The sequence below is a fragment of the Microbacterium sp. Y356 genome, assembly GCF_059445355.1.
This window is the reverse complement of the sequence record NZ_JCAIUE010000001.1, coordinates 624,989-645,285: the sequence shown is the minus strand read 5'-3', so window position 1 is coordinate 645,285 and position 20,297 is coordinate 624,989. Positions and strand designations below refer to the sequence as shown.

General features: G+C 64.6%; 22 protein-coding genes and 1 tRNA gene. 10 read left to right on the top strand and 13 right to left on the bottom strand.

The genetic code is table 11. The features are described from left to right. Window positions 1-30 precede the first annotated feature (30 nt). Window positions 31-103 (bottom strand) — tRNA-Leu (locus AC1C2Q_RS03230). A gap of 55 nt (window positions 104-158) precedes the next feature. Between AC1C2Q_RS03230 and AC1C2Q_RS03225 the strand changes: the two genes are divergently transcribed. The 3 genes from AC1C2Q_RS03225 (at window position 159) to AC1C2Q_RS03215 (ending at window position 3,337) form a co-directional block, all read left to right on the top strand. After that, on the top strand, window positions 159-1,388 hold the full coding sequence (locus tag AC1C2Q_RS03225) for an alanine racemase (RefSeq protein WP_495448958.1): 1,230 nt from the start codon (window positions 159-161) through the stop codon (window positions 1,386-1,388). Beyond that, a complete protein-coding gene (locus AC1C2Q_RS03220; protein WP_495448957.1) occupies window positions 1,385-2,698 on the top strand; it encodes a D-arabinono-1,4-lactone oxidase in 1,314 nt (437 codons plus the stop codon). Before AC1C2Q_RS03225 ends, AC1C2Q_RS03220 begins: the two co-directional genes overlap by 4 nt. Window positions 2,699-2,770: 72 nt before the next feature. Continuing rightward, the gene (locus AC1C2Q_RS03215; RefSeq protein WP_495429600.1) at window positions 2,771-3,337 is read left to right on the top strand and encodes a LemA family protein; all 567 of its coding nucleotides are present in this window, start codon (window positions 2,771-2,773) and stop codon (window positions 3,335-3,337) included. A 9-nt stretch (window positions 3,338-3,346) separates the two neighbouring features. Here the strand turns inward: AC1C2Q_RS03215 and AC1C2Q_RS03210 are convergent, their stop codons facing one another. Next, the gene (locus AC1C2Q_RS03210; RefSeq protein ID WP_495448956.1) at window positions 3,347-4,270 is read right to left on the bottom strand and encodes a hypothetical protein; all 924 of its coding nucleotides are present in this window, start codon (window positions 4,268-4,270) and stop codon (window positions 3,347-3,349) included. Further along, window positions 4,267-5,526 (bottom strand): winged helix-turn-helix domain-containing protein, encoded by a 1,260-nt coding sequence (locus AC1C2Q_RS03205; RefSeq protein ID WP_495448955.1) that lies wholly within the window; start codon window positions 5,524-5,526, stop codon window positions 4,267-4,269. The genes AC1C2Q_RS03210 and AC1C2Q_RS03205 overlap by 4 nt, the downstream gene beginning before the upstream one ends. 80 nt (window positions 5,527-5,606) lie before the next feature. On the opposite strand from AC1C2Q_RS03205, the gene AC1C2Q_RS03200 reads away from it, so the two are divergent. Both AC1C2Q_RS03200 and ilvA read left to right on the top strand, forming a co-directional pair. Continuing rightward, window positions 5,607-6,800, top strand: a complete 1,194-nt coding sequence (locus AC1C2Q_RS03200; RefSeq protein ID WP_495429597.1) for an AI-2E family transporter — start codon at window positions 5,607-5,609, stop codon at window positions 6,798-6,800. Then, on the top strand, window positions 6,797-8,026 hold the full coding sequence (ilvA, locus tag AC1C2Q_RS03195; RefSeq protein ID WP_495448954.1) for a threonine ammonia-lyase: 1,230 nt from the start codon (window positions 6,797-6,799) through the stop codon (window positions 8,024-8,026). Before AC1C2Q_RS03200 ends, ilvA begins: the two co-directional genes overlap by 4 nt. Window positions 8,027-8,126: 100 nt before the next feature. Here the strand turns inward: ilvA and greA are convergent, their stop codons facing one another. Together greA and AC1C2Q_RS03185 are read right to left on the bottom strand one after the other, a co-directional pair. Continuing rightward, window positions 8,127-8,615, bottom strand: a complete 489-nt coding sequence (gene greA / locus AC1C2Q_RS03190; protein WP_495429595.1) for a transcription elongation factor GreA — start codon at window positions 8,613-8,615, stop codon at window positions 8,127-8,129. A 95-nt stretch (window positions 8,616-8,710) separates the two neighbouring features. Continuing rightward, window positions 8,711-9,097, bottom strand: a complete 387-nt coding sequence (locus tag AC1C2Q_RS03185) for a DUF4307 domain-containing protein (protein WP_495429594.1) — start codon at window positions 9,095-9,097, stop codon at window positions 8,711-8,713. 71 nt (window positions 9,098-9,168) lie between these two features. On the opposite strand from AC1C2Q_RS03185, the gene AC1C2Q_RS03180 reads away from it, so the two are divergent. Continuing rightward, entirely contained in the window at window positions 9,169-9,495 is a 327-nt protein-coding gene (locus AC1C2Q_RS03180) for a hypothetical protein (protein WP_495448953.1), read from the top strand. Between the two features lie 7 nt (window positions 9,496-9,502). On the opposite strand, the gene AC1C2Q_RS03175 is transcribed toward AC1C2Q_RS03180, so the two are convergent. The 3 genes from AC1C2Q_RS03175 to trhA form a co-directional block, all read right to left on the bottom strand. After that, entirely contained in the window at window positions 9,503-10,270 is a 768-nt protein-coding gene (locus AC1C2Q_RS03175) for an SDR family NAD(P)-dependent oxidoreductase (protein ID WP_495448952.1), read from the bottom strand. Beyond that, complete coding sequence (locus tag AC1C2Q_RS03170) at window positions 10,270-10,743, bottom strand: S-ribosylhomocysteine lyase (protein WP_495429591.1); 474 nt, start codon at window positions 10,741-10,743, stop codon at window positions 10,270-10,272. Before AC1C2Q_RS03170 ends, AC1C2Q_RS03175 begins: the two co-directional genes overlap by 1 nt. Before the next feature lie 82 nt (window positions 10,744-10,825). Beyond that, window positions 10,826-11,530 carry a PAQR family membrane homeostasis protein TrhA gene (gene trhA / locus AC1C2Q_RS03165; protein WP_495431694.1) on the bottom strand — a complete coding sequence of 235 codons (705 nt, stop codon included), beginning with the start codon at window positions 11,528-11,530 and terminating at the stop codon, window positions 10,826-10,828. A gap of 123 nt (window positions 11,531-11,653) precedes the next feature. Here trhA and AC1C2Q_RS03160 point away from each other — a divergent pair, with 123 nt between their 5' ends. The 4 genes from AC1C2Q_RS03160 (at window position 11,654) to AC1C2Q_RS03145 (ending at window position 15,917) form a co-directional block, all read left to right on the top strand. Further along, complete coding sequence (locus AC1C2Q_RS03160; protein ID WP_495431693.1) at window positions 11,654-12,433, top strand: isoprenyl transferase; 780 nt, start codon at window positions 11,654-11,656, stop codon at window positions 12,431-12,433. A 101-nt stretch (window positions 12,434-12,534) separates the two neighbouring features. Continuing rightward, window positions 12,535-13,653: an aminotransferase class V-fold PLP-dependent enzyme gene (locus AC1C2Q_RS03155; RefSeq protein WP_495448951.1), complete on the top strand. Its 1,119-nt coding sequence runs from the start codon at window positions 12,535-12,537 to the stop codon at window positions 13,651-13,653. A 279-nt stretch (window positions 13,654-13,932) separates the two neighbouring features. Further along, window positions 13,933-15,207 (top strand): RNA 5'-3' helicase PhoH2, encoded by a 1,275-nt coding sequence (phoH2, locus tag AC1C2Q_RS03150; RefSeq protein WP_495431692.1) that lies wholly within the window; start codon window positions 13,933-13,935, stop codon window positions 15,205-15,207. A gap of 284 nt (window positions 15,208-15,491) precedes the next feature. Then, window positions 15,492-15,917, top strand: a complete 426-nt coding sequence (locus AC1C2Q_RS03145) for an ASCH domain-containing protein (protein ID WP_495448950.1) — start codon at window positions 15,492-15,494, stop codon at window positions 15,915-15,917. A gap of 105 nt (window positions 15,918-16,022) precedes the next feature. On the opposite strand, the gene AC1C2Q_RS03140 is transcribed toward AC1C2Q_RS03145, so the two are convergent. Genes AC1C2Q_RS03140 through xseA form a run of 5 tightly spaced genes read right to left on the bottom strand, consistent with a single transcriptional unit; the run spans window position 16,023 to window position 20,259 of the window. Next, a complete protein-coding gene (locus AC1C2Q_RS03140) occupies window positions 16,023-17,417 on the bottom strand; it encodes a class II fumarate hydratase (RefSeq protein WP_495448949.1) in 1,395 nt (464 codons plus the stop codon). Continuing rightward, window positions 17,414-18,088 (bottom strand): carbonic anhydrase, encoded by a 675-nt coding sequence (locus AC1C2Q_RS03135; protein ID WP_495429587.1) that lies wholly within the window; start codon window positions 18,086-18,088, stop codon window positions 17,414-17,416. Before AC1C2Q_RS03135 ends, AC1C2Q_RS03140 begins: the two co-directional genes overlap by 4 nt. Then, window positions 18,085-18,726, bottom strand: coding sequence for a DUF4245 family protein (locus tag AC1C2Q_RS03130; RefSeq protein ID WP_495429586.1), 642 nt, complete (start codon window positions 18,724-18,726; stop codon window positions 18,085-18,087). Before AC1C2Q_RS03130 ends, AC1C2Q_RS03135 begins: the two co-directional genes overlap by 4 nt. After that, a complete protein-coding gene (locus tag AC1C2Q_RS03125) occupies window positions 18,723-18,962 on the bottom strand; it encodes an exodeoxyribonuclease VII small subunit (RefSeq protein WP_495429585.1) in 240 nt (79 codons plus the stop codon). The genes AC1C2Q_RS03130 and AC1C2Q_RS03125 overlap by 4 nt, the downstream gene beginning before the upstream one ends. A 19-nt stretch (window positions 18,963-18,981) precedes the next feature. Further along, a complete protein-coding gene (xseA, locus tag AC1C2Q_RS03120) occupies window positions 18,982-20,259 on the bottom strand; it encodes an exodeoxyribonuclease VII large subunit (protein WP_495429584.1) in 1,278 nt (425 codons plus the stop codon). Window positions 20,260-20,297 lie beyond the last annotated feature (38 nt).

The following is a 20,297-nucleotide window of genomic DNA, read 5'->3' as shown; positions in this document are numbered from 1 at the left end:
GGCGAGCGAGTCGAAGCTGGGTTCTACCGGTGCCCCCACTGGGACTCGAACCCAGACTGTAGCGATTTTAAGTCGCCTTCCTCTGCCATTGGGATATGGGGGCGTGCATTGACCAGCCTATCTGCGCATGAGATCCCGTGACGTCGTAGGGTGGGGGAGTGCTCGACCTCACCGCGACATCGACGTCCGCAGACACCCGTTCCTGGGAGCATCCTGGCCGCTGGTGGCCGAGACTGACGGATGCCACCGCTCACCTCGCTGCGCCCGTTGCCGTCATCGATGTCGATGCGCTGCGTCACAACGCGATGGATCTGCTGGTGCGCTCCGGAGGCATCCCGATTCGTGTCGCATCGAAGTCGGTGCGTGTTCGCGGGGTGCTCGACGCGGTTCTGAGGATCCCGGGATACCGAGGCATTCTCTCCTTCTCTCTCGCCGAGGCGCTCTGGCTCTCCGAGACCCACGACGACATCGTGCTCGGCTATCCGACGGTCGATCGTGCGGGGCTCGAGCGTCTTGTGCATGACGAGGTCGCGGCATCCCGTATCGCGCTGATGGTCGACGATGTCGCCCATCTCGACCTGATCGACAACATCGCTGCCGCGGGGCAGCGCGAGACCATTCGCGTTGTCATCGATGCTGATGCTTCATGGCGATCGGCGGCGCTCGGGCACATCGGTGTGCGTCGATCGCCGCTGTTCACCGCCGCTGACGTCGCCCGCTTCGCCCGGCTGATTACGCGGCGTCCCGGCTTTCAGCTGGTCGGTCTGCAGATGTACGAGGCGCAGATCGCAGGTCAGGGGGATAACGGTCCGGATGCACCGCTCATCCGGGTGGTGCAGGCACGCTCTCGCAACGAGCTGCGCAGGCGCCGCGCCGAGATTGCGGATGCACTCACTGAGATCGCACCGCTGGAGTTCCTCAACGGCGGGGGTACCGGCTCGCTGGAGTTTACCGGCAGCGATGAGTCGGTCACCGAGGCCTCCGCAGGCAGCGGTCTGCTCGGAGGGCATCTGTTCGACGGCTACCGGTCGTTCCATCCGGCACCGGCGACCGCGTTCGCCTTCGACGTTGTGCGCCGACCCTCGGAGAACATCGCCACGGTGCTTGGCGGAGGATGGATCGCTTCCGGCCCCGCCGTCGCCTCACGACAGCCGATGGCGGTCTGGCCAGAAGGGCTGCGCTCGCTGCCCAGGGAGGCTGCGGGTGAGGTGCAAACACCGTTGCAGGGCGGCGCAGCACGTGATCTGAAGATCGGCGATCGAGTCTGGTTCCGGCACGCCAAGAGCGGCGAACCGGCCGAGCGCATCAATGCGTACCATCTCGTATCCGGCACCGACGTGATCGACGAACTGCCCACCTATCGTGGTGAAGGGAAGGCCTTTCTGTGACCCGACCAGGCGGGACCTGGCAGAACTGGGCCCGCTCGGCCCGCGTCCGACCAGGTCGCATCGAACGCCCTCGCTCACCGGAAGGTGTGCAGCGCGCCGTGCAGGCGGCGATCGCGCACAATCTGCCGATCAAGGCAGTCGGCGCAGGGCACAGCTTCACCGGCATCGCCGTGGCACCCGGCGTGCTGCTGGAACTCGATGACTTGCAGGGGTTGGTCTCGGTCGACACGCATCGCTCGCGAGTTACCCTGCTCGCTGGCACCCGGCTACACCGGATCCCACGCCTGCTCGCGCCGTACGGGCTGGCCATGCAGAACCTCGGAGACGTCGATCGCCAGTCGATCTCAGGCGCGATCTCTACTGGAACGCACGGCACGGGTGCCGAGTTCGGGGGACTCGCGACCCAGGTGGTCGCTGCGACCCTGATCACTGCAGACGGTGACTTCCTGCGCGTCAGCGAGGATGAGAACGCCGAACTCCTTCCGGCGGTGGCACTGGGGCTCGGCGCGCTCGGCATCCTCGTTGACGTGACGCTGCAGTGTGGGCCGGCCTTCGTGATGCATGCGATCGATGAGCCGGCACCGCTCGACGATGTGCTGGCGACGTTGGATGAGCGTGTCGCATCGGCGGATCATTTCGAGTTCTACTGGTTTCCCCACACCGATGTCGCGCTGACGAAGCGTCAGACGCGTCTGCCGGAATCGACTCCGCGGCACCCGCTGCCGCGCGTCGGCAGATGGATCGATGAGACTCTGCTGTCCAACGGCGTGTACCGGATGGTGTGCGCGGCGGGACAGGTGGTTCCGGCGGTCACTCCGCCGTTCAGCCGACTGGCAGTGAAGCTCACCGGAAACCGGGAGTACACCGACCGCTCCCACACCGTCCTGACACAGAGCCGCACGGTGCGGTTCCGAGAGATGGAGTACGCACTGCCTGCGGAGAACGTCGTTCCGGCTTTTCGTGCAGTGCAGGAGTTGATCGCCCAGCGCGGATGGAAGATCGAGTTCCCGGTCGAAGTGCGTTTCGCCGCAGCGGATGATCGATGGCTTTCCACCGCTCACGATCGAGCCAGCGGCTACATCGCAGTGCACAGATACTGGCGGGCTGACCCGACGGAGTATTTCGAAGCCGTCGAGCTGATCTGTCTCGAGTACGGCGGGCGTCCACACTGGGGAAAGCTGCACACACTGAACGCTGAACAGTTGCGTGAACGCTATCCCCGCTTCGACGACTTCGTGCAGTTGCGCGATCGGATGGATCCCGAACGCCGGTTTGCGAACCGATATCTCGACCGAATTCTGGGCGCGTGACGCGTCACCCAGTCCACACGCAGACTGCGTGGATAGTATGAAAAGAAATTCGGCTCAAGGGGGTTACTCGCCATGGAATGGCTCATTCCGGTTCTGATTGTCGTTGCAGTACTGGTGCTCATCGGCGTCTACTTCTGGGCGACGTACAACTCCCTCGTACAACTGAATGTCCGTGTCGACGAGGCATGGAGCGGTATCACGGTGCAGCTCAAACGACGCGCCGATCTCATCCCGAACCTCATCGAGACGGTCAAGGGATACGCCTCACACGAGAAGGCCGTGTTCGAGAATGTCACGCGCGCCCGTGCCGAGACGTTGTCCGCAGGCAGCCCTGGTGAGGCAGGCATTGCCGAAGGCCACCTGCAGCAGGCGCTCAAGAGCCTGTTCGCGGTTGCCGAGGCATACCCTCAGCTGCAGGCAAGCCAGAACTTCCTTCAGGTGCAGCATGCTCTTGTCGACACCGAAGACAAGATCCAGGCCGCCCGCCGCTTCTACAACGGTGGCGTGCGCGAGCTGAACACGAAGATCAAGGTCTTCCCGAACAACCTGTTCGCACGCGGCCTCGGCTTCAACGAGCGGGAGTTCTTCGAGGTTGCAGACAGTGCTGCGATCGCCGAGCCGCCGCGCGTGCAGTTCTAGTTTCGCCCCTCACCACACCGACAGCACGATGTCATCAGCGGTGAACGTCACGTCACCGCGCAGCGACCAGTTCAAGGTTTGGTAGGTCAGCGACTTCGCTGAACCATCGAGCGCGGTACCGGTGACGGTGGCGACGAGCTCACCGCCGCCTGCGTAGAACGACGTCAACGTGAGAGAGATGGCCGGCGCCTTTTCAATGCGGTAGCTGATCTCGCTCACCGAACTGAAGTCGGCAGCCCACGGGACGACGAAGCCGCAGGATGTCGGAACCTCCGCTGCGGGCTCAGTGCAGGCCGTCAGATGCTCGTCGAGCTGGGCCTGCGCGATCTCGGTGGCTTCCGGACGAAGAGCCACCTCCAGTTCGATCTTCTGTGTGCTCCCGGGCAGTACCTGCACGGTGGCGCCTGCGTCCAAGAACCTGGTCGGAATCGCGGCGAACTCATACTCCGCCGGCAATAGCGAAACTGCGGCCTCCGATGTCAGTGTGGCCTCCGATGGCGCTGTGGCACCCGATGATGCTGCGGCGTCGTCGATGCCTACCGGCACGTTGAATTGCACGACACCCAGCGCGGACACGGCATCCGGCGTCCACCTGCCGGCCTCGTTGATCATCGCGATCTGGCTCTCGAACCGCTCGTCGCCAAGCACATGCGAGACCGTGACGAGTGTCGATGACTCCTGCTCAGTCGAAGATTCGAGGGCTACCTCACTGATCCGCGCGCTGGCAGCGAGAAAGGCGGATGCCGCTTCTTCTGACACCTCGACGCCGGTGGCCTGCACTGCCTCCAGGTCGCCGTCTGCGAGCGCCTGGAAGTATGCGATGGCTTGGTCTTCAGCGCTGTTTCCGCGAGGTGCGAGAAACCAGACCAGTGCTGTCACGGCCACGACAACTGCCGCCGCACCTGCGACGATCCAGATAGTGCGCCGCCTCACGCTGACTCCCGCGCGTGCACGTGGCGCCGCACGCCGCCGCGTTCGACGTGCAGCGCCCCGGCCACGGCATCCGCCGCGTCGCCCCACCCCGATACCGACACGTTCTCCAATCCCTGCCATGTCGCTGCCAGCGTGAGCTCGCGCGCGATCGGCTCGGCGTCACTGGGTCTTGCCTGCGGCTCCCACCAGGCGGACTGCACCTGCAGCGTGGACGATGCACGATCGGCCTTGAGATCGACGCGTGCGACGATGCGATCACCGACGAGCACAGGCAATGAGTAATAGCCGTAGCGCCTCTTGTGCGCCGGCACGTAGATCTCGATGCGGTAGTCAAGATCGAAGGCGCGCAGCGCCCGCTCCCGGAACCAGACCACAGGGTCGAACGGAGTCAGAATCGCCGCGGCATCCACTCGACGGGGAAGCACAGCGTCCTGATGCAACCACGCCGGCACCGGACGTCCGCCTCGCTCCCAGCCCTGCACCCGCACAGGCTGAAGGTCGCCGGTATCGACGAGTTCGTCGACCGCCTGCCGCACGGCTTTGCGATCGCGAATGCGGTAATAGTCGGCGAGATCGGCTTCGCTGGCGACGCCGTTGGATCGTGCGGCACGGCGGACGAGTTCGCGGATCGCGTCGTCACGAGGAACCACGCGCTCGCGGACCTCAGCGGGAATGACCTGCTCTTCGAGGGCGTAGTGGCGCTCGAACCCGCGGCGACCGCTGATGGCGACGTCTCCCGTGCGCCAGAGGTGCTCGAGGGCGAGCTTCACATCATCCCAGTCCCACCAGGTGCCGCGCTCGCGAGGTGCATCGGCTCGCAGCTGCGCCGGACGCAGCGGCCCACGGTCGCGCAGCTCATCCTTCACCCAGGCGATGGTGCGGAGGTTCTGGCTCATCCACGACTCAGGGTCGGCTTCCCAGCGCTTGCGGAACGCCTCCATCCTGAAGCGCCAGAGCGACCAGTCTTCGACAGGCACAAACGTCGCCTCATGGGCGAGGTACTCCACGTAATGGGTGGTGCGGGAGAGAAAGACACGGTCAAGAAGCGCCGGGTCGTAGGAACCAAGGCGCGAGAACAACGGGAGGTAGTGGCTGCGCGCGAAGACGTTCACTGAGTCGATCTGCAGCACGCCGAGCCGCTGCATCGTGCGGTGCACATGACTCGCTGTGACTTCGGTCGTTGGGCGGCGCCGGGTGAACCCCTGGGCTGCCAGAGCGACACGACGAGCCTGCGCGGCGCTGAGAGTATCGGACACGTGGTCAGCGTATCGCCCGGCTCGGACACCGCGGCCGCCAGCCGTGGCAGCGAGCACAGCACCGCAACTAGACTGACGACATGACGGATGAGCAGCGCCCTCGCAAGCGCGATCTTCTGTGGGGTCGTATGCCGACCGATCGTACGGTCTCAACAGAAGCAGACAACGCCGTGCCTCTCGCCTTGCGGATCACCGCCGGCTACGCCTGGCGTCTTCTGCTCATCGCCGCGGCATCCGGCGTCATTATCTGGTTGGTCATTCAGCTGAAGCTCCTCGTGATCCCGATGCTGATCGGCATCCTCATCACGGCGCTGCTGTGGCCGGCCTTCGACCTGATGCTGCGCAGTCGCTTCCCTCGTTGGCTCGCGATCGTCATCTCCCTTCTCGGAACATTCGCAATCGTTGCCGGACTGCTCTGGCTGGTCGGATGGCAGGTCGCTCGCGAGTGGCCCTCGGTGCAGGAGAGCACCCTGCGGGCCGTCGACGAGTTTCGGCAGTACCTGATGAACGGTCCGTTGAACCTGTCGGAAGATCAGATTCAGGGATACATAGACCAGGGTTTCGCACTCATTCAGGAGCAGGCTGAGCTGCTGTGGTCCGGTGCACTCGCCATCGGCTCCACAGCCGGGCACGTGGTCGTCGGCACACTGCTGACCGCCTTCGTTCTGGTCTGCCTGCTCGCAGACGGCGGTGGCATCTGGCGGTGGACGACGAAGCTGTTCCCCCGAGACGCGCGGCCGGCGGTCGACGCCGCGGCACGCAATGGCTGGGGGACAGTCGTCAACTACGCGAAGACACAGCTGCTGGTCGCGACGATCGACTCCATCGGAATCGGCCTAGGCGCGTTCCTGCTGAGCGTTCCGCTGGCGATTCCGGTGGCTGTGCTGGTCTTCCTCGGTGCATTCATCCCGATCGTCGGTGCGGTGGCCACCGGTGCGGTGGCGGTGTTCCTGGCACTCGTCTACAACGACCCGTGGAATGCCTTCTGGATGCTCGTCGTCGTCATCGGCGTGCAGCAGTTCGAAGGACACGTCCTGCAGCCGATCCTGATGGGCACTGCCGTCAAGGTTCATCCCCTTGCCGTGGTGCTCGTGGTGGCCGGTGGATCGATGATCGCCGGCATCCCCGGCGCACTGTTTGCGGTGCCGCTGGCCGCGTTCGTGAATGTGGTCGCTGTGACCCTGAGTAGCGGTTCGTGGAAGACCGGCAGGCAACCTGCCGGTGATCTGATCTGGAGTACAGTGCCGCGGGAGCGGCGACGGAGGAATAAATGAGTGCAGTCCCCAGCCTGGCCGAGTTCGAAGAAGCCGCACGGGGGCTGACGGGAGTGATTTCCCACACGCCGACGCTGCCGTCCAGAGCGCTGTCCGACATTCTTGGCGAAACCGTCGTACTGAAGATGGAGAATCTTCAGCGCACCGGCTCGTTCAAAATTCGAGGGGCTGCGTACCGACTGTCGCAGCTCACTGAAGAAGAGCGCTCACGGGGTGTGGTCGCGGCATCCGCCGGTAACCATGCCCAGGGCGTCGCGCTCGCGGCGCAGGCGCTCGGGATTGCGGCGACGATCTTCATGCCGCTGGGCGTACCGGTGCCGAAACTGCTCGCGACTCGTGGCTACGGTGCAGAGGTCGTGCTGGAGGGCGAAACCGTCGCGACATCTCTGCGGCTTGCCGCGGAGTTCGCCGAACGCACTGGCGCGGTGATGATCCATCCCTTCGACCATCGCGACATCGTGATCGGGCAGGGTACGCTCGGCCTCGAGTTGATCGAAGATGCTCCTGATGTCGACACGATCCTCGTCGGCATCGGCGGGGGCGGCCTCATTGCCGGGGTCGCTGCCGCGGCGAAGGCTGCGGCAGCGAGGATTGGCCGCACGGTGCGGATCATCGGTGTGCAGGCAGAGAACGCGGCCGCGATGCCGTTGTCGCTCGCCGAGGGGCATCCGGTCGAGATCGTGACACAGCCGACCATCGCAGACGGCATCCTGGTCGCGCGCCCAGGAGACGTGCCCTTCGAGATCATCAAGGAACTCGTCGACGAGGTCGTCACTGTGACCGACGATGACATCGCACGGGCGATCCTCATCCTGCTCGAGCAGGCCAAGGTCGTCGCCGAGCCTGCAGGAGCCGTCGGCGTCGCCGCAATCCTCGCCGGGAAGGTCTCCGGCACCGGAAAGACCCTGGCAGTGCTCTCCGGAGGCAACATCGACCCGTTGCTGCTGCAGCGCGTCGTGTCACACGGGCTGGCAGCATCCGGACGTTACCTGACCATCCGGATCCCGCTGCCCGACCGCCCCGGTCAGTTGGCGCGTGTCTCTGAGCTCGTCTCGCAGGCAGGTGCCAACGTGATGGAGGTCATGCACACGAGGCACGGACAGGGTCTGCAGATCAGCCAGGTGAGCCTGCAGTTGAGTATTGAGACAAGAGGGGCGGAGCACACCGAGCTGACGCTCGACACGCTCCGCCACGCCGGTTACGACCCAGAGGTCATCCCGGACTGATCCCCACGCCCACTCCAGACATCGCTACGCGCTGCCCGGAGCCTCTGGGCGCGTGGCCCCTGTCCGGGCTCATGTGTCGCGTTCGATCCCGGCGTCGGGCTCAGCCGGAGAAGGTGTCGACCTTCGTGACCTCTACCGCGATCGGCTTTCCGTTGGGAGCCTCGTAGCTGGTCTTTGCGCCGACCTTCAGACCGAGAATGGCCTGGCCCAGGGGGCTGGCTTCGCTGTAGACATCGAGGTCAGTGCCGCCTGCGATCTCGCGGCTGCCGAGCAGGAAGGTCTCTTCTCCTCCGGCGACGATTGCCGTGACGACGGTTCCCGGCTCGACGATGCCGCGGCTCGCGGGCGCGACGCCGACCTTGGCGGTCTTGAGGAGTTGCTCCAGAGTGCGAATGCGGGCTTCCTGCTTGCCCTGCTCGTCCTTTGCAGCGTGGTAGCCGCCGTTCTCCTTGAGATCGCCTTCTTCGCGAGCCGCTTCAATGCGTTTCGCGATCTCGTCGCGACCGAGCGTGGAGCGTTGCTCGAGCTCGGCGACGAGTCGATCGTAGGCTTCCTGCGTGAGGAACGGTACCTGAGCGTCTGTGGACACAGCGTGCTCCTTTTGTGCGAACGCCCTTCAGGGCGGTGGGGGATATGCCAAGACGCCCCGGCAATGGGCCAGGGCGTCGGTCTTCTCAGGGGATTCTATGCGATCCAGCAGTTGTTCACCAAACCTGTGGTCGCCTCGGCCACCGTCGGAACGGTGGTGCTGAGCCGCTGCAGGTGGCTGTCACCGGCCGGAATCTCCATGATCTTCCAGCCCACCACGCCGAACTCCTCATCCAGTGCCTGGACCGCGCAGACGACGTCTTTGCCTTGCGTCGCCGTGATCTGGAAGTGAACCGTCACGCTGTGTGCGTCGACCACTTCGTAGCCAAGATCGTTGGCGCCAACGGAGTTCATGGACTGGCTGACTGTCGCCCACCCGGCGACGAGGATCACGGCCACTGCGAGCGCTGCGCCGATGACCCATGGCAACCGCCGTTTGCGCGTTCGGCCGTATCGCTCGTCGAGCTCGAGTGCGGTCGTCACGTGGTGGGTCTTTCGGTCGTTAGGCTAGTAGTTCCAGGGTACGCGACCTGCGAACGAGAGGCGGACACTTGATGGTGCTCTTCGGAACAGAGACCCCGATTCCGACGCCGACGATGACCGTCGACCCGAACTCCGTCACGCCTGGCCCTGCCGGGTTCCTGGTGATCGTGATCGTGGTGATCGCGCTCGTACTGCTCATCTGGGATATGAATCGCCGCATCCGCCGAGTGCGCTACCGCGAGGAAGTCCGCGAAGAGTTGGATGCTGAAGAGGCAGCCAACGCCGCTGCGCAGGGGCCGAATGAAGCGGCATCCCACGCGAGTGGCGTCGACGACGCGGCATCCGACGCTAGTGCCAATGATGACGCGGCATCCGATGAAGGAAAGCCGACCGCCTGAGTCAGGTTCAGTGCATGGTCATGCCGCCGGTGACATTGAGTCCCTGGCCGGTCATGTAGCTGGCCAGATCGCTGGCGAGGAAGAGCGCGACACCCGCGACATCCGCTGTCGTACCGGTGCGTCCTAAGGGCACCTGAGAACGATCTTCGGCGGCGATCTCCTCGGCCGTCATGTCGCGAAGCGCACCGCCTTCGATGCGTTCGCGATGCTTCATCGGAGTCTCGATAATGCCGGGGCAGATCGCGTTCACTGTGATGCCACGGGGTGCGAGTTCGGTGGCCATCGTCTTCGTCACGCCCATCACGGCATGCTTGGATGCGACATAGGCGGTCATTCCGCGGTAGCCGTTCTTTCCTGCCTGCGATGAGATGAAGATGATGCGTCCGGCGCGGTCTTCGGCGACGAGCCGGCTGGCCACGCCCCTCGCGACCAGGAACGAACCCTTCGCATTGACATCGAGATTGCGATCCCAGTCAGCCCCTGTGGTCTCCGTGGCGTAACCCATCGTCGAGGTGCCCGCCGCGGTCACCGCCACATCGATTGTGCCGACGATCTTCGAGACGGCATCCACAACGGCTTCCACGGCGGTCTCATCGCTGACGTCGAGCCGGACGGACCAGCGATGCTCGCCCGACCGCTGTAAACCCTCAGGCAGGCTCAGGTCGGCGCTGATGACGGTCGCACCCTCGGAGAGGAAAGCATCGACGATGCCCGCACCGATGCCGCTGTTGCCACCGGTGACGAAGACGATGCGCCCGCGGAGTTCGTCGAACATCACACTCCCACGCGGGAGAATGCATCGAGGCTGATGCCCTGCTCGAGGATGCGCTTGGACCACTCGCGGGCACTGTGCAGGCTGTGGTCGCGGTAGTTGCCGCAGCTGATCGCGTCGACGCCTGGTACATCTTCCCAGGTGATGTCTTCGGCGATGGCGGTGAGGCCGACGCGCACGGCGGCCACGACCTCGGCGACGCTCGGCTCGCCCCAGGTGATGAGGTGAAAGCCGGTGCGGCAGCCGAACGGGGAGATGTCGATTACACCCTCAAGGTGATCACGCAACAAGCTGGCGAGCACGTGTTCGATCGTGTGGAGCCCTGCGGTCGGGATCTCGCCCTCGTTGGGCTGCACGAAGCGCAGGTCGAAGTTCGAGATCGCGTCACCCTTGGGGCCGTTCTCAACTGCGATGCGGCGGACATAGGGCGCGTGGACAGCGGTGTGATCGAGCGCGAAGCTTTCGACGTCAGCCATGGGGTTCTCCTTCGTCGTTCTGGGCACACCGTTGTGACTGCGGGTGCAGAGAAAATTTATCAGCCAGGGAGGCCGAGCTTTATCAACCAGGAAGGCCGAGCGAAGGCGAGTACGGCGCAATGGAGATCAGCAGACACGCGGTCCAATGGCACAGGAACGCGAGCACGGTGCAGAGATGAAAGATCTCGTGAAAGCCGAAGTGACCTGGCCACGGGTTCGGCTTCTTCATCGCGTAGACGATCGCGCCGCCGGTGTAGAGCAGACCGCCCACGCACACGAGCACCATCATCGCCACGTTTGCCTGCAGAAGGTCAACCATGTACATCACAGCGGCCCAGCCGAGCAGGAGGTAGAGGGCGACGTACAGCCAGCGTGGCGCGTTGATCCAGAAGACGTGGAACAGGATGCCGAGGAGCGTGCCGCTCCAGACCAGGATGAGCAGCAGCGCACCCTTCTCCGGAATCAACGCATTGACGGCGAGAGGGGTGTAGGTGCCGGCGATCAGCAGGAAGATGTTCGCGTGGTCGATGCGCTTGAAGATCAGTTTCGTCTTCGGGCTCCAGTCGATGCGGTGATACAGCGCAGAGATTCCGAACAGCAGCAGTGAGCTCGCCATGAATACAGCAGCGGCCCACTTCGCTGGCGCACCTTCGGCGAGCAAGATGAGCACGATGCCGGCGACGATTGCGATGGGGAAGGTGCCAGCGTGCAGCCAGCCTCGCCAGGTCGGCTTGACCTCGACGTCAGCATCCGCCTGTGCCGCTTCCAGCAGCGGAAGCTCGGGCACCGGGATGGAGTTCTCGTCGGGTGTGCTCACGTCCTCACTCTAGATCCCGACCCATGCCGTCACATGTACATACCGGAGAGTGAGCACGGGAGAAAGATGAAGGCGCGGTAGCGTAGGCACGTGATTGCACGCACGAGCGAGGGCCGAGGGCCGCTGTACCGGCTGTACAGTAGTCGGCTCCGGCGACAGCTCGATCCGGCATCCGTTCCGCACCATGTCGCGATGATGATCGACGGCAACCGGCGCTGGGCGCGCCAACTGGGCTTTGATTCTCCGGCCGACGGCCACCGTGCGGGCGCTGCCAAGATGCGCGAGTTCCTCGGCTGGTGTGACGAGATCGGGGTACGCGTGGTGTCGTTGTATCTGCTCTCCAGCGACAACCTGATCAAGCGCGACTCGAAAGAGATCGACGACCTGATCGAGATCATCGCCGAACTTGCGGAGGCACTGTCGCAGGAGGGCGGCTGGCGCGTCAAGCACGTCGGTCGCACCGACATCATCCCTGATGAGCTCGCCCGGGTGCTGCACGACGCTGAAGTACGCACCAAGGATCACACCGGACTGCACGTGAATCTCGCGGTCGGCTACGGCGGGCGCCATGAGATCGTGGATGCGGTGCGCTCGATCATCGCCGAGCACGACGCATCCGGCGGCACGATGGAGGATCTCGCAGCCCAGCTCACCCCGGAGATGATCGGCGAGCACCTCTACACCGGCGGTCAGCCCGACCCCGATCTGGTGATCCGCACCAGCGGGGAGCAGCGACTCAGTGACTTCCTGCTCTGGCAGAGTGCACACAGCGAGTTCTACTTCGTGGAGGCGCTGGGGCCAGACCTACGTGAGGTCGACTTTTTACGGGCGATCCGCGATTACGCCGACCGGGATCGCCGCTTCGGTCGCTGAGGTCTCCGGGGTCTCTGATGTCTCCGTAGTCTCCGGCTTCTCCGGGGGCTCTCGCTGAACATCGGACGGTGTTCGATGCGGTTGCATGGGACACTCATAGGGTGAGTAATTTCGATGAATACCTCGCCACCTTTGACGGTGACCCCGGCTATCTCGACTGGGCAGCCTTCGGGCCGATATCGCCCACCGTCCGCACCGAGGTTTTTGCCGACGCGGACCTCTTGGGTAGCGGACGTCCGTCTTCACGGGCGCTGATTGCCGAGCGCGTAGATCAGGCGCAGGACATCGTGGCAGAGCTCCTCGACATCGACCTCGACACGGTCACGCTGCAGCCGTCGGCAACGCAAGGTCTGATGCACGCGCTTTACGGGCTGAAGGGCACGGTGATCGCCTCCTCGGCCGAGTTTCCGAGCATCAGCATCACGCTGGAGCGCGCTTCGCAGGCATCCCATGGCAAACTCGCAGCGCGGTGGATCACGCCGGAGCACACATTCGTCACGCCGGAGGCCGTCGCTGAGGCACTGGACGGAGACGTGACCGCGCTCGCCGTCAGCCACGTTGACTTCCGCACCGGCTACCGCGTCGACCTGGCGGCCCTTCGCGATGTGCTCGGGCCCGACCGACTGCTGATCGTGGATGCGGTGCAGTCGTTCGGCATCGTCGATGACGACTTCGCTGTGGCGGATGTCGTCGTCGGACATGGCTACAAATGGCTGCGGGCAGCACGAGGGACAGGGTTCGCGTCATTTTCGGCGAAGGCCAGAGAACGCATCGCCCCTGTCTTGTCGGGCTTCGGCGGGGTCGAGGGTGGGCTTCCGTTGGACGATTTGCCGGCACCAGCGGCATCCGCTCGCGCCTATCAGATCAACGGCCCGGATCATCTCGCGGTCGCGCGTCTCGCCATCGGCCTGCGTGATGTGCGCGACGCCGGGGTGCCCACGATCGAAGCTGCGATCCGTGACCATGTCGACAGCATTCTCGAGATCGCCGATCGCCACGGCATCCCGGTACTCACACCCCGAGACCCGGAGCGCCGTGCCGGCATTGTCGCATTGGCTCCGGAAGCGCCTGCCGCGCTTGCTGCGGCGCTGACCAACGCCGGCGTCGTCGCCACCACGCGCGGATCAACCGTGCGGGTCGCGCCGCACGCGGGAACCAGTGATGAGACGTTGCGGATGCTGGATGAAGCAATCGGCACCGCCATTGTTCCCGGTATGTAGGCGCGTTCAGCGCACGTTCACCAACACGTAACACGCGCTTCTGGCGTGTCGTCGTGGGCGAGTCGTCCGCGCGGTCGTACGTTCTAGGCATCGGGCACGGTGTCCGGTCGGGTCGGCCCTCAGGTACGCGACTCGTGGCCCCAAGGTCGACTCGTGGCATAGCCGGGAATCATCCCGGGTCGGGAGTGGGTCGTGACCACACGTACAGCACAGCAGTCCACCCGTCAGGTCTCGCGTCGGGCATCCTCAGGGAAATCCGATCAAGACCTCCGCACATATGTGCTCGATACCTCGGTGCTGCTGAGTGATCCGCAGGCGTTCTTCCGTTTCGCCGAACACTCGATCGTTCTTCCGGTCGTCGTGATCACGGAGCTGGAGGGTAAGCGCCACGATCCAGAGATCGGGTATTTTGCCCGGCAGGCGCTTCGGCACCTCGATGAGTTGCGAATCGAACACGGTCGGCTCGACTTTCCGGTGCCGATCGGCGAGGGAGGAACACTTCGAGTCGAGCTGGGCAACACTGACGGATCGACGCTGCCCAGTGGCATCCGCCTCGGGGACAACGACAGTCGCATCCTCTCGGTCGCCATGCATCTTGCTGACGATGGTCAAGATGTCACGATCGTGTCCAAGGACCTCCCGATGAGGGTCAAAGCCGCGTCGCTCGGTATCTCCGCGGAAGAGTACCTCGCAGAGCAGGCCGTGGACTCCGGCTGGACCGGCATCTCCAACCTCAACCTGTCCGGCGATGACATCAGCGACCTCTACGAGAGCGAAGTCGGCATCAGCGAGGACGCCAGGGGGCTTCCCGTCAACACCGGCCTCATCATCCACTCGGAGCGCGGTTCGGCGCTCGGCCGAGTGACCGGTGATGGCGAGTACCGGCTGGTGCGCGGGGACCGCGAGGTGTTCGGGATGCACGGCCGCTCGGCCGAGCAGCGCATCGCGATCGACCTACTCATGGACGCGGACGTGGGAATCGTTTCGCTGGGTGGACGGGCAGGAACCGGAAAGTCGGCTCTCGCTCTGTGCGCCGGGCTGGAGGCCGTGCTCGAGCGTCAGCAGCAGCGGAAGATCATCGTGTTCCGGCCGCTGTTCGCCGTCGGCGGGCAGGAACTCGGATACCTCCCCGGCGACCAGGGCGAGAAGATGGGGCCCTGGGGTCAGGCGGTTTTCGACACGCTCGGCTCGGTCGTCTCCGGCAACGTGGTCGAGGAGGTCCTCGAACGAGGTCTTCTCGAGGTGCTTCCGCTAACGCACATCCGCGGTCGTTCGCTGCACGATGCGTTCGTGATCGTTGACGAGGCACAGTCGTTGGAGCGCAATGTGCTGCTGACAGTGCTCAGCCGCATGGGACAGAACTCCCGCGTCGTGCTCACCCACGATGTAGGTCAGCGCGACAACCTGCGGGTGGGGCGCCACGACGGCATCGCTTCGGTGATCGAGACGTTGAAGGGGCACGACCTGTTCGGACACGTGACTCTGATGCGCTCGGAGCGTTCGGCGATCGCGGCCCTGGTGACTGAGTTGCTGGAGGGCGCGGAGCGCAGCTGAGGTCAAGCTCTGAGTGTTGCACCCGTCGGAGGGTGTTGCGAATGTCGGAGATTTCGGGGGAATCACACCGACAGACGTAACACCCTCCCGCCGAGGCGATGGATGGTCTGTGCAGGGCTGAGCATGTTCCACACAGTGCCGCATCGCCGTGCCCTCAAACCGGATTCCACAGGTGTTCAGCGGGCGGTCCGATTGTGCAGGAAGAGTGAGCCGCCCGACGTTCCAGTTTGGCTGCGACACCCGCAACACCCGTGCGCGGGATCCTCGGTCGATAGGCTGAGCGGATGCCAGACGCAACCGACCTGCCTGTATCTGAGTATGCGTTCCCAGGGCCGCTTCGCGACCAACTCGTCGGCGCGATCCTCAGCGGCGAGAAGACGTCAACGACCTCACTCGTCGCGGGGTACGAGCTCGAGGCCGAACCGCTGCCTGCCGTCGGAGACCGCGCGGTCGTGATCGACTCCGACGGCCAGCCGGTGTGCGTCGAAGAGATCACCGAGGTTCGCGTCGTACGCCTGGCAGATGTCGACCTCGACCATGCGGTGGCAGAGGGCGAAGGCTTCACGACAGTCGCTGGCTGGCGCACCGGACACGAAAAGTTCTGGCACAGCCCGGAGTTCCGTAAAGAGATGGGCGACGCCAACTTCACTGTCGATGACGACTCTCAGACCGTGCTCGTGCGCTTCCGAACCGAGCCGCTGACCTCCTGAGACGGATGCCGCGGCATCACACATGTCGGAGCCTGTTGCAGTTGTCGGAGGAATTCACAAGAAACCTCCGACGGGCGCAACAGGCTCCGACAGGTGAAACAGCACTCAGCCCGGGTGGGTCATGCTCAGCAGGTCGAGCTTCTCGTCCAGCTGCTCAAGAGTGAGCGCGCCACTTTCGACGTACCCGAGGGCGATGACGGCGTCGCGCACCGTGATTCCCTCAGCAACGGCGTACTTGGCGATCTTGGCGGCAGCCTCGTAGCCGATGAGCTTGTTCAGCGGCGTCACGATCGACGGGCTCATGCCCGCGAACGCGGCGGCACGCTCGGTATTAGCGACGAGGCCGTCGACGGTCTTGTCTGCCAGCACGCGCGAGGCGTTTGCGAGCAGGCGGATCGACTCGAGCAGCGCGGTGCCCATGACGGGGATCGCGACGTTGAGCTCGAACGAACCGGATGCTCCGGCCCACGCCACGGTCGCATCGTTGCCGATGACCCGCGCGCACACCATGAGCACGGCCTCCGGGACGACCGGGTTGACCTTGCCTGGCATGATCGACGACCCAGGCTGCAGGTCGGGGATGTGCAGTTCGCCGAGACCCGTGTTGGGGCCAGACCCCATCCAGCGCAGGTCGTTGTTGATCTTGGTCAGCGAGACGGCGATGGTTCGAAGCGCGCCGGATGCCTCGACCAGGCCGTCACGGTTGGCCTGTGCCTCGAAGTGATCCTTCGCCTCGGTGATCGGCAGCTCGGTCTCCTCCGCCAACAGCGCGATGACCTTCTGCGGGAAGCCGAGCGGGGTGTTGATGCCGGTGCCGACGGCCGTGCCGCCGAGTGGCACCTCAGCCACGCGGGGGAGCGCCGACTGCACGCGCTCGATACCAAGGCGCATCTGGCGGGCGTACCCGCCGAACTCCTGGCCGAGGGTGACGGGGGTCGCATCCATGAGGTGCGTGCGGCCTGCCTTGACGGCATCCTTCCACAGCACAGCCTTCGCCTCTAGTGCCACGGCGAGGTGGTCAAGTGAGGGGATAAGGGTGTCGATCAGTGCCTGCGTCACGGCGATGTGCACGGAGGTCGGGAACACGTCGTTCGACGACTGCGATGCGTTGACGTGATCGTTCGGATGAACGGCAGAGCCGAGGATGCCGGATGCCAGAGTGGCGAGCACCTCGTTCATGTTCATGTTCGAAGACGTACCAGAGCCGGTCTGGTACGTGTCGACGGGGAACTCGCCGTCGTGCGCGCCCGAAGCCACCTCATCGGCAGCCTGTGCGATGGCGTCTGCGATGGCACCGTCGAGTGTGCCGAGCGCTTTGTTCGCGAGCGCCGCAGCCTTCTTGATGCGTGCGAGGGCGGCGATCTGCGTTGACTCGAGCCCCTTGCCTGAAATCGGGAAGTTCTCCACGGCGCGCTGCGTCTGCGCTCCGTAAAGCGCGTTGATGGGCACGCGAACCTCGCCCATGGTGTCGTGTTCGATGCGGTATGCGGTATCGGTCACTTCGATCCCTCCTGGCTTGTGGGGACGCCTTCGATCCCCGTGTCGATTCCCACAGCGATGGCGGGCACGGCAGTGCCCTCTGCAAGTCGGTAGTTGGCGCCCACGATGCCCAAACGGCCCTCGGCGACAGCGTCGCTGATCAGCTCGGAGGACTGCAGCAAGTTGGAGACGGTATTGCGCAGGTGCTCACGGCCGACCTGCTCTGCGTCGATGTCGGCCGGGGACGTCCCGCCGTTGGTGGCAAGCACCTTGCGGGCAGCGGGGATGATCGGGGCGATCAGCTTCCAGATGTGCGGCGGCAGCGGGGCCGCGTCGATCGCGGTGCCGTCGATCGCTGCACGCACTGCACCACATTCATCATGCGCGAGCACGACGATCAGCGGGACTTTAAGGATCTCGACGGCGTATTCCAGGCTTCCGACGATCGATTCACCGATGACCTGGCCGGCGTTGCGCACGACGAAGAGGTCTCCGAGGCCGAGGTCGAAGATGATCTCGGCGGCCAGGCGCGAGTCGGAACAGCCGAACAGCGTGGCCACCGGATCCTGCGCATGGGCGAGGTCGTGACGGCGCTCGACATCCTGATTCGGATGCCGCGGCTCACCCGCGACGAAGCGACGATTGCCGTCCAGCATCTGCTGCCAGGCTGCTGTCGGGGTGAGAGCGGTCATGAGGTCTCTGCAATCTCTTTGATCTGCGGGATGAGCGACTTGGCGAGCTTGGCCGTCGAATCAGCGGAACGCGAGCCATACAGCAGCACGTAGTCGTCACCTGCCTGCGTGCCGATCGCATACGAGACGTTGTCCGCAGCGTCGCTGCTGAGCTTGTAGACGTCCCATTCCAGCCCACCGATCTCGGTGGTGTCTGTCGCTGCGGTGCCATTCAGCACCTGCGGTGCCCACGAAGCGTCGGCGTTGAAGGCCTGCGCGATGCGAATGAAACCGCGCTCGTCTTGAGCGGACGGTGCGAGCGTCATGTTCCAGACGACCGTCGCTCCACCCTGGAGCTCTGCCGCGTTGACGCGCCAGAAATCACCCAGCTCGGGGACGATAGCTGGGCTCTGCATCGTGGATTCGACATCGGCGGCAATGCTGGCCACATCGATCTTCGGCGCGGACTCCGGTGTGCCACGCGGCACGGCGAAAATGATGACGGCAACGACCGCGACGGTAACGATAAGCGCCGCGATGAGGTTGCGGAATGTCTGACTTGCCCGGTAGTTCTTCGAGAACTCCGCCTTGCGGGCTGCGGTCTCCTCAGGAGTCTCCGGGCGTCCGATCTCGGCGACGATGGGAGGGGGCTTGTTCATGAGTCATCCTCAGAGGATGCCGTGGTGCGTGCCTCATCGAGACGGCGCTTCGCGCCAAGCAGCCACTCTTCGCAGCGAGCGGCGAGGGCCTCGCCGCGCTCCCAGAGAGCGAGCGAGTGTTCGAGAGTCGGTGCGCCCTGCTCAAGCTCGGCAACGACGCGTACGAGTTCGTCGCGAGCGGCCTCGAATGACAGTGTTTCCACGGGGGCGTCGGTCGAAGCAGTCACGCCTTCCATCCTACGACGCTGTGCATCTTCATCCTGCCTCCGGTATCTCGCCCTCAGAACGGGCAGCCAGGGATCCGCGGTTAACGGTGATGGTCAGTGCGCTGCCGGCCGGAGCATCCGCGGCATCCCGCACAATCACGCCACCCTCGAGGTGAGCGATGGCGTAACCGCGGGCGAGGGTGGACGCAGGGGAGAGGGCGCGCAGCGACGCACGCAACTCACTGGTCTTACGCCCGTTCAGATCGAGCTGTCGCGTGATCGTGTCGCGGCCGCGGGAGAGCAACAGCCAGAGCTCCTGCGCGCGGTCGGCGATGATCGGATCAGGCGAGCGCAGCACCGGTCGTGTGCGCAGCTGTTCGAGCTGCGCGATGTCATGCGAGATGCGCTGAGTGAGACGTGAAGTGGCACGGGAACGCAGTTGCCCGATGAGCGCGCGCTGTTCGCCGACGTCGGGAACGACGCGCTTCGCAGCATCGGTCGGAGTCGAAGCGCGCAGGTCGGCCACGTCGTCCAGCAGTGGATGGTCGTTCTCATGCCCGATCGCCGAGACGATGGGAGTCGATGCCGCGGCCACCGCGCGCACGAGCCGCTCATCACTGAAGCCCATCAGTGTCTGCGGGTCACCGCCTCCTCGGGCGATGATGATGACATCAACTTCAGGATCGGCATCCAGCTGCGCGAGCGCGGCGAGTGTCTCCGGAACGCAGCGCTCACCCTGTACGGCGGCGTACTGAGTGCGAAAGCGCACCTGCGGCCAGCGCAGCTCGGCGTTGCGGTGCACATCCTTCTCAGCATCCGAGCGCTCGCCGGTGATGAGGCCGATGACGTGGGGGAGGAACGGCAGCGGCTTCTTACGTGACGCGTCGAACAGCCCCTCCTGGCGCAGCTGCGCGCGCAGTTTCTCGAGTTTCTCGAGCTGGTCACCAAGGCCGACGTGCTTCATCGATGAGACCGTGAAGCTGAAGTCGCCAGCTTTGACGAAGTAATCGGCCTTGACCGCGGCGACCACGTGATCGCCGATACCGAGGTCTGCGGGGATGCGTCCACGAACGCTTGACCAGATGCGGATGGAGATCTGGGCGTCTGACTGGGTGTCTTTGAGTCGGCCGAACACGTTGCCGCCGCGGACATTCCAGGATGTGATCTCGCCCTCGACCCAGACGACGTTCCAGCGCGCGATGAAGTCCCGAATCGTTCCATTCAGCCGCGCGACGGAGGTAGGAGCATCCGCGGTCGAGTCACGCGGAGCGACAGCATCCGCCGGCGGAATCTCGCCTTGCGCGGATGATGCTTCGAAGACCGTCATCGGGGTCCCTCCATACTTGTGCACCTGAGCGCTCACAC

Excerpts from the sequence above, each read along its gene's own strand:
- AC1C2Q_RS03215 (WP_495429600.1), top strand. The coding sequence starts at position 2,771 with ATGGAATGGCTCATTCCGGTTCTGATTGTCGTTGCAGTACTGGTGCTC.
- AC1C2Q_RS03200 (WP_495429597.1), top strand. The coding sequence starts at position 5,607 with ATGACGGATGAGCAGCGCCCTCGCAAGCGCGATCTTCTGTGGGGTCGT.
- ilvA (WP_495448954.1), top strand. The coding sequence starts at position 6,797 with ATGAGTGCAGTCCCCAGCCTGGCCGAGTTCGAAGAAGCCGCACGGGGG.
- AC1C2Q_RS03180 (WP_495448953.1), top strand. The coding sequence starts at position 9,169 with ATGGTGCTCTTCGGAACAGAGACCCCGATTCCGACGCCGACGATGACC.
- AC1C2Q_RS03175 (WP_495448952.1), bottom strand. The coding sequence starts at position 10,270 with ATGTTCGACGAACTCCGCGGGCGCATCGTCTTCGTCACCGGTGGCAAC.
- AC1C2Q_RS03170 (WP_495429591.1), bottom strand. The coding sequence starts at position 10,743 with ATGGCTGACGTCGAAAGCTTCGCGCTCGATCACACCGCTGTCCACGCG.
- AC1C2Q_RS03145 (WP_495448950.1), top strand. The coding sequence starts at position 15,492 with ATGCCAGACGCAACCGACCTGCCTGTATCTGAGTATGCGTTCCCAGGG.
- AC1C2Q_RS03135 (WP_495429587.1), bottom strand. The coding sequence starts at position 18,088 with ATGACCGCTCTCACCCCGACAGCAGCCTGGCAGCAGATGCTGGACGGC.
- AC1C2Q_RS03130 (WP_495429586.1), bottom strand. The coding sequence starts at position 18,726 with ATGAACAAGCCCCCTCCCATCGTCGCCGAGATCGGACGCCCGGAGACT.
- AC1C2Q_RS03125 (WP_495429585.1), bottom strand. The coding sequence starts at position 18,962 with ATGGAAGGCGTGACTGCTTCGACCGACGCCCCCGTGGAAACACTGTCA.
- xseA (WP_495429584.1), bottom strand. The coding sequence starts at position 20,259 with ATGACGGTCTTCGAAGCATCATCCGCGCAAGGCGAGATTCCGCCGGCG.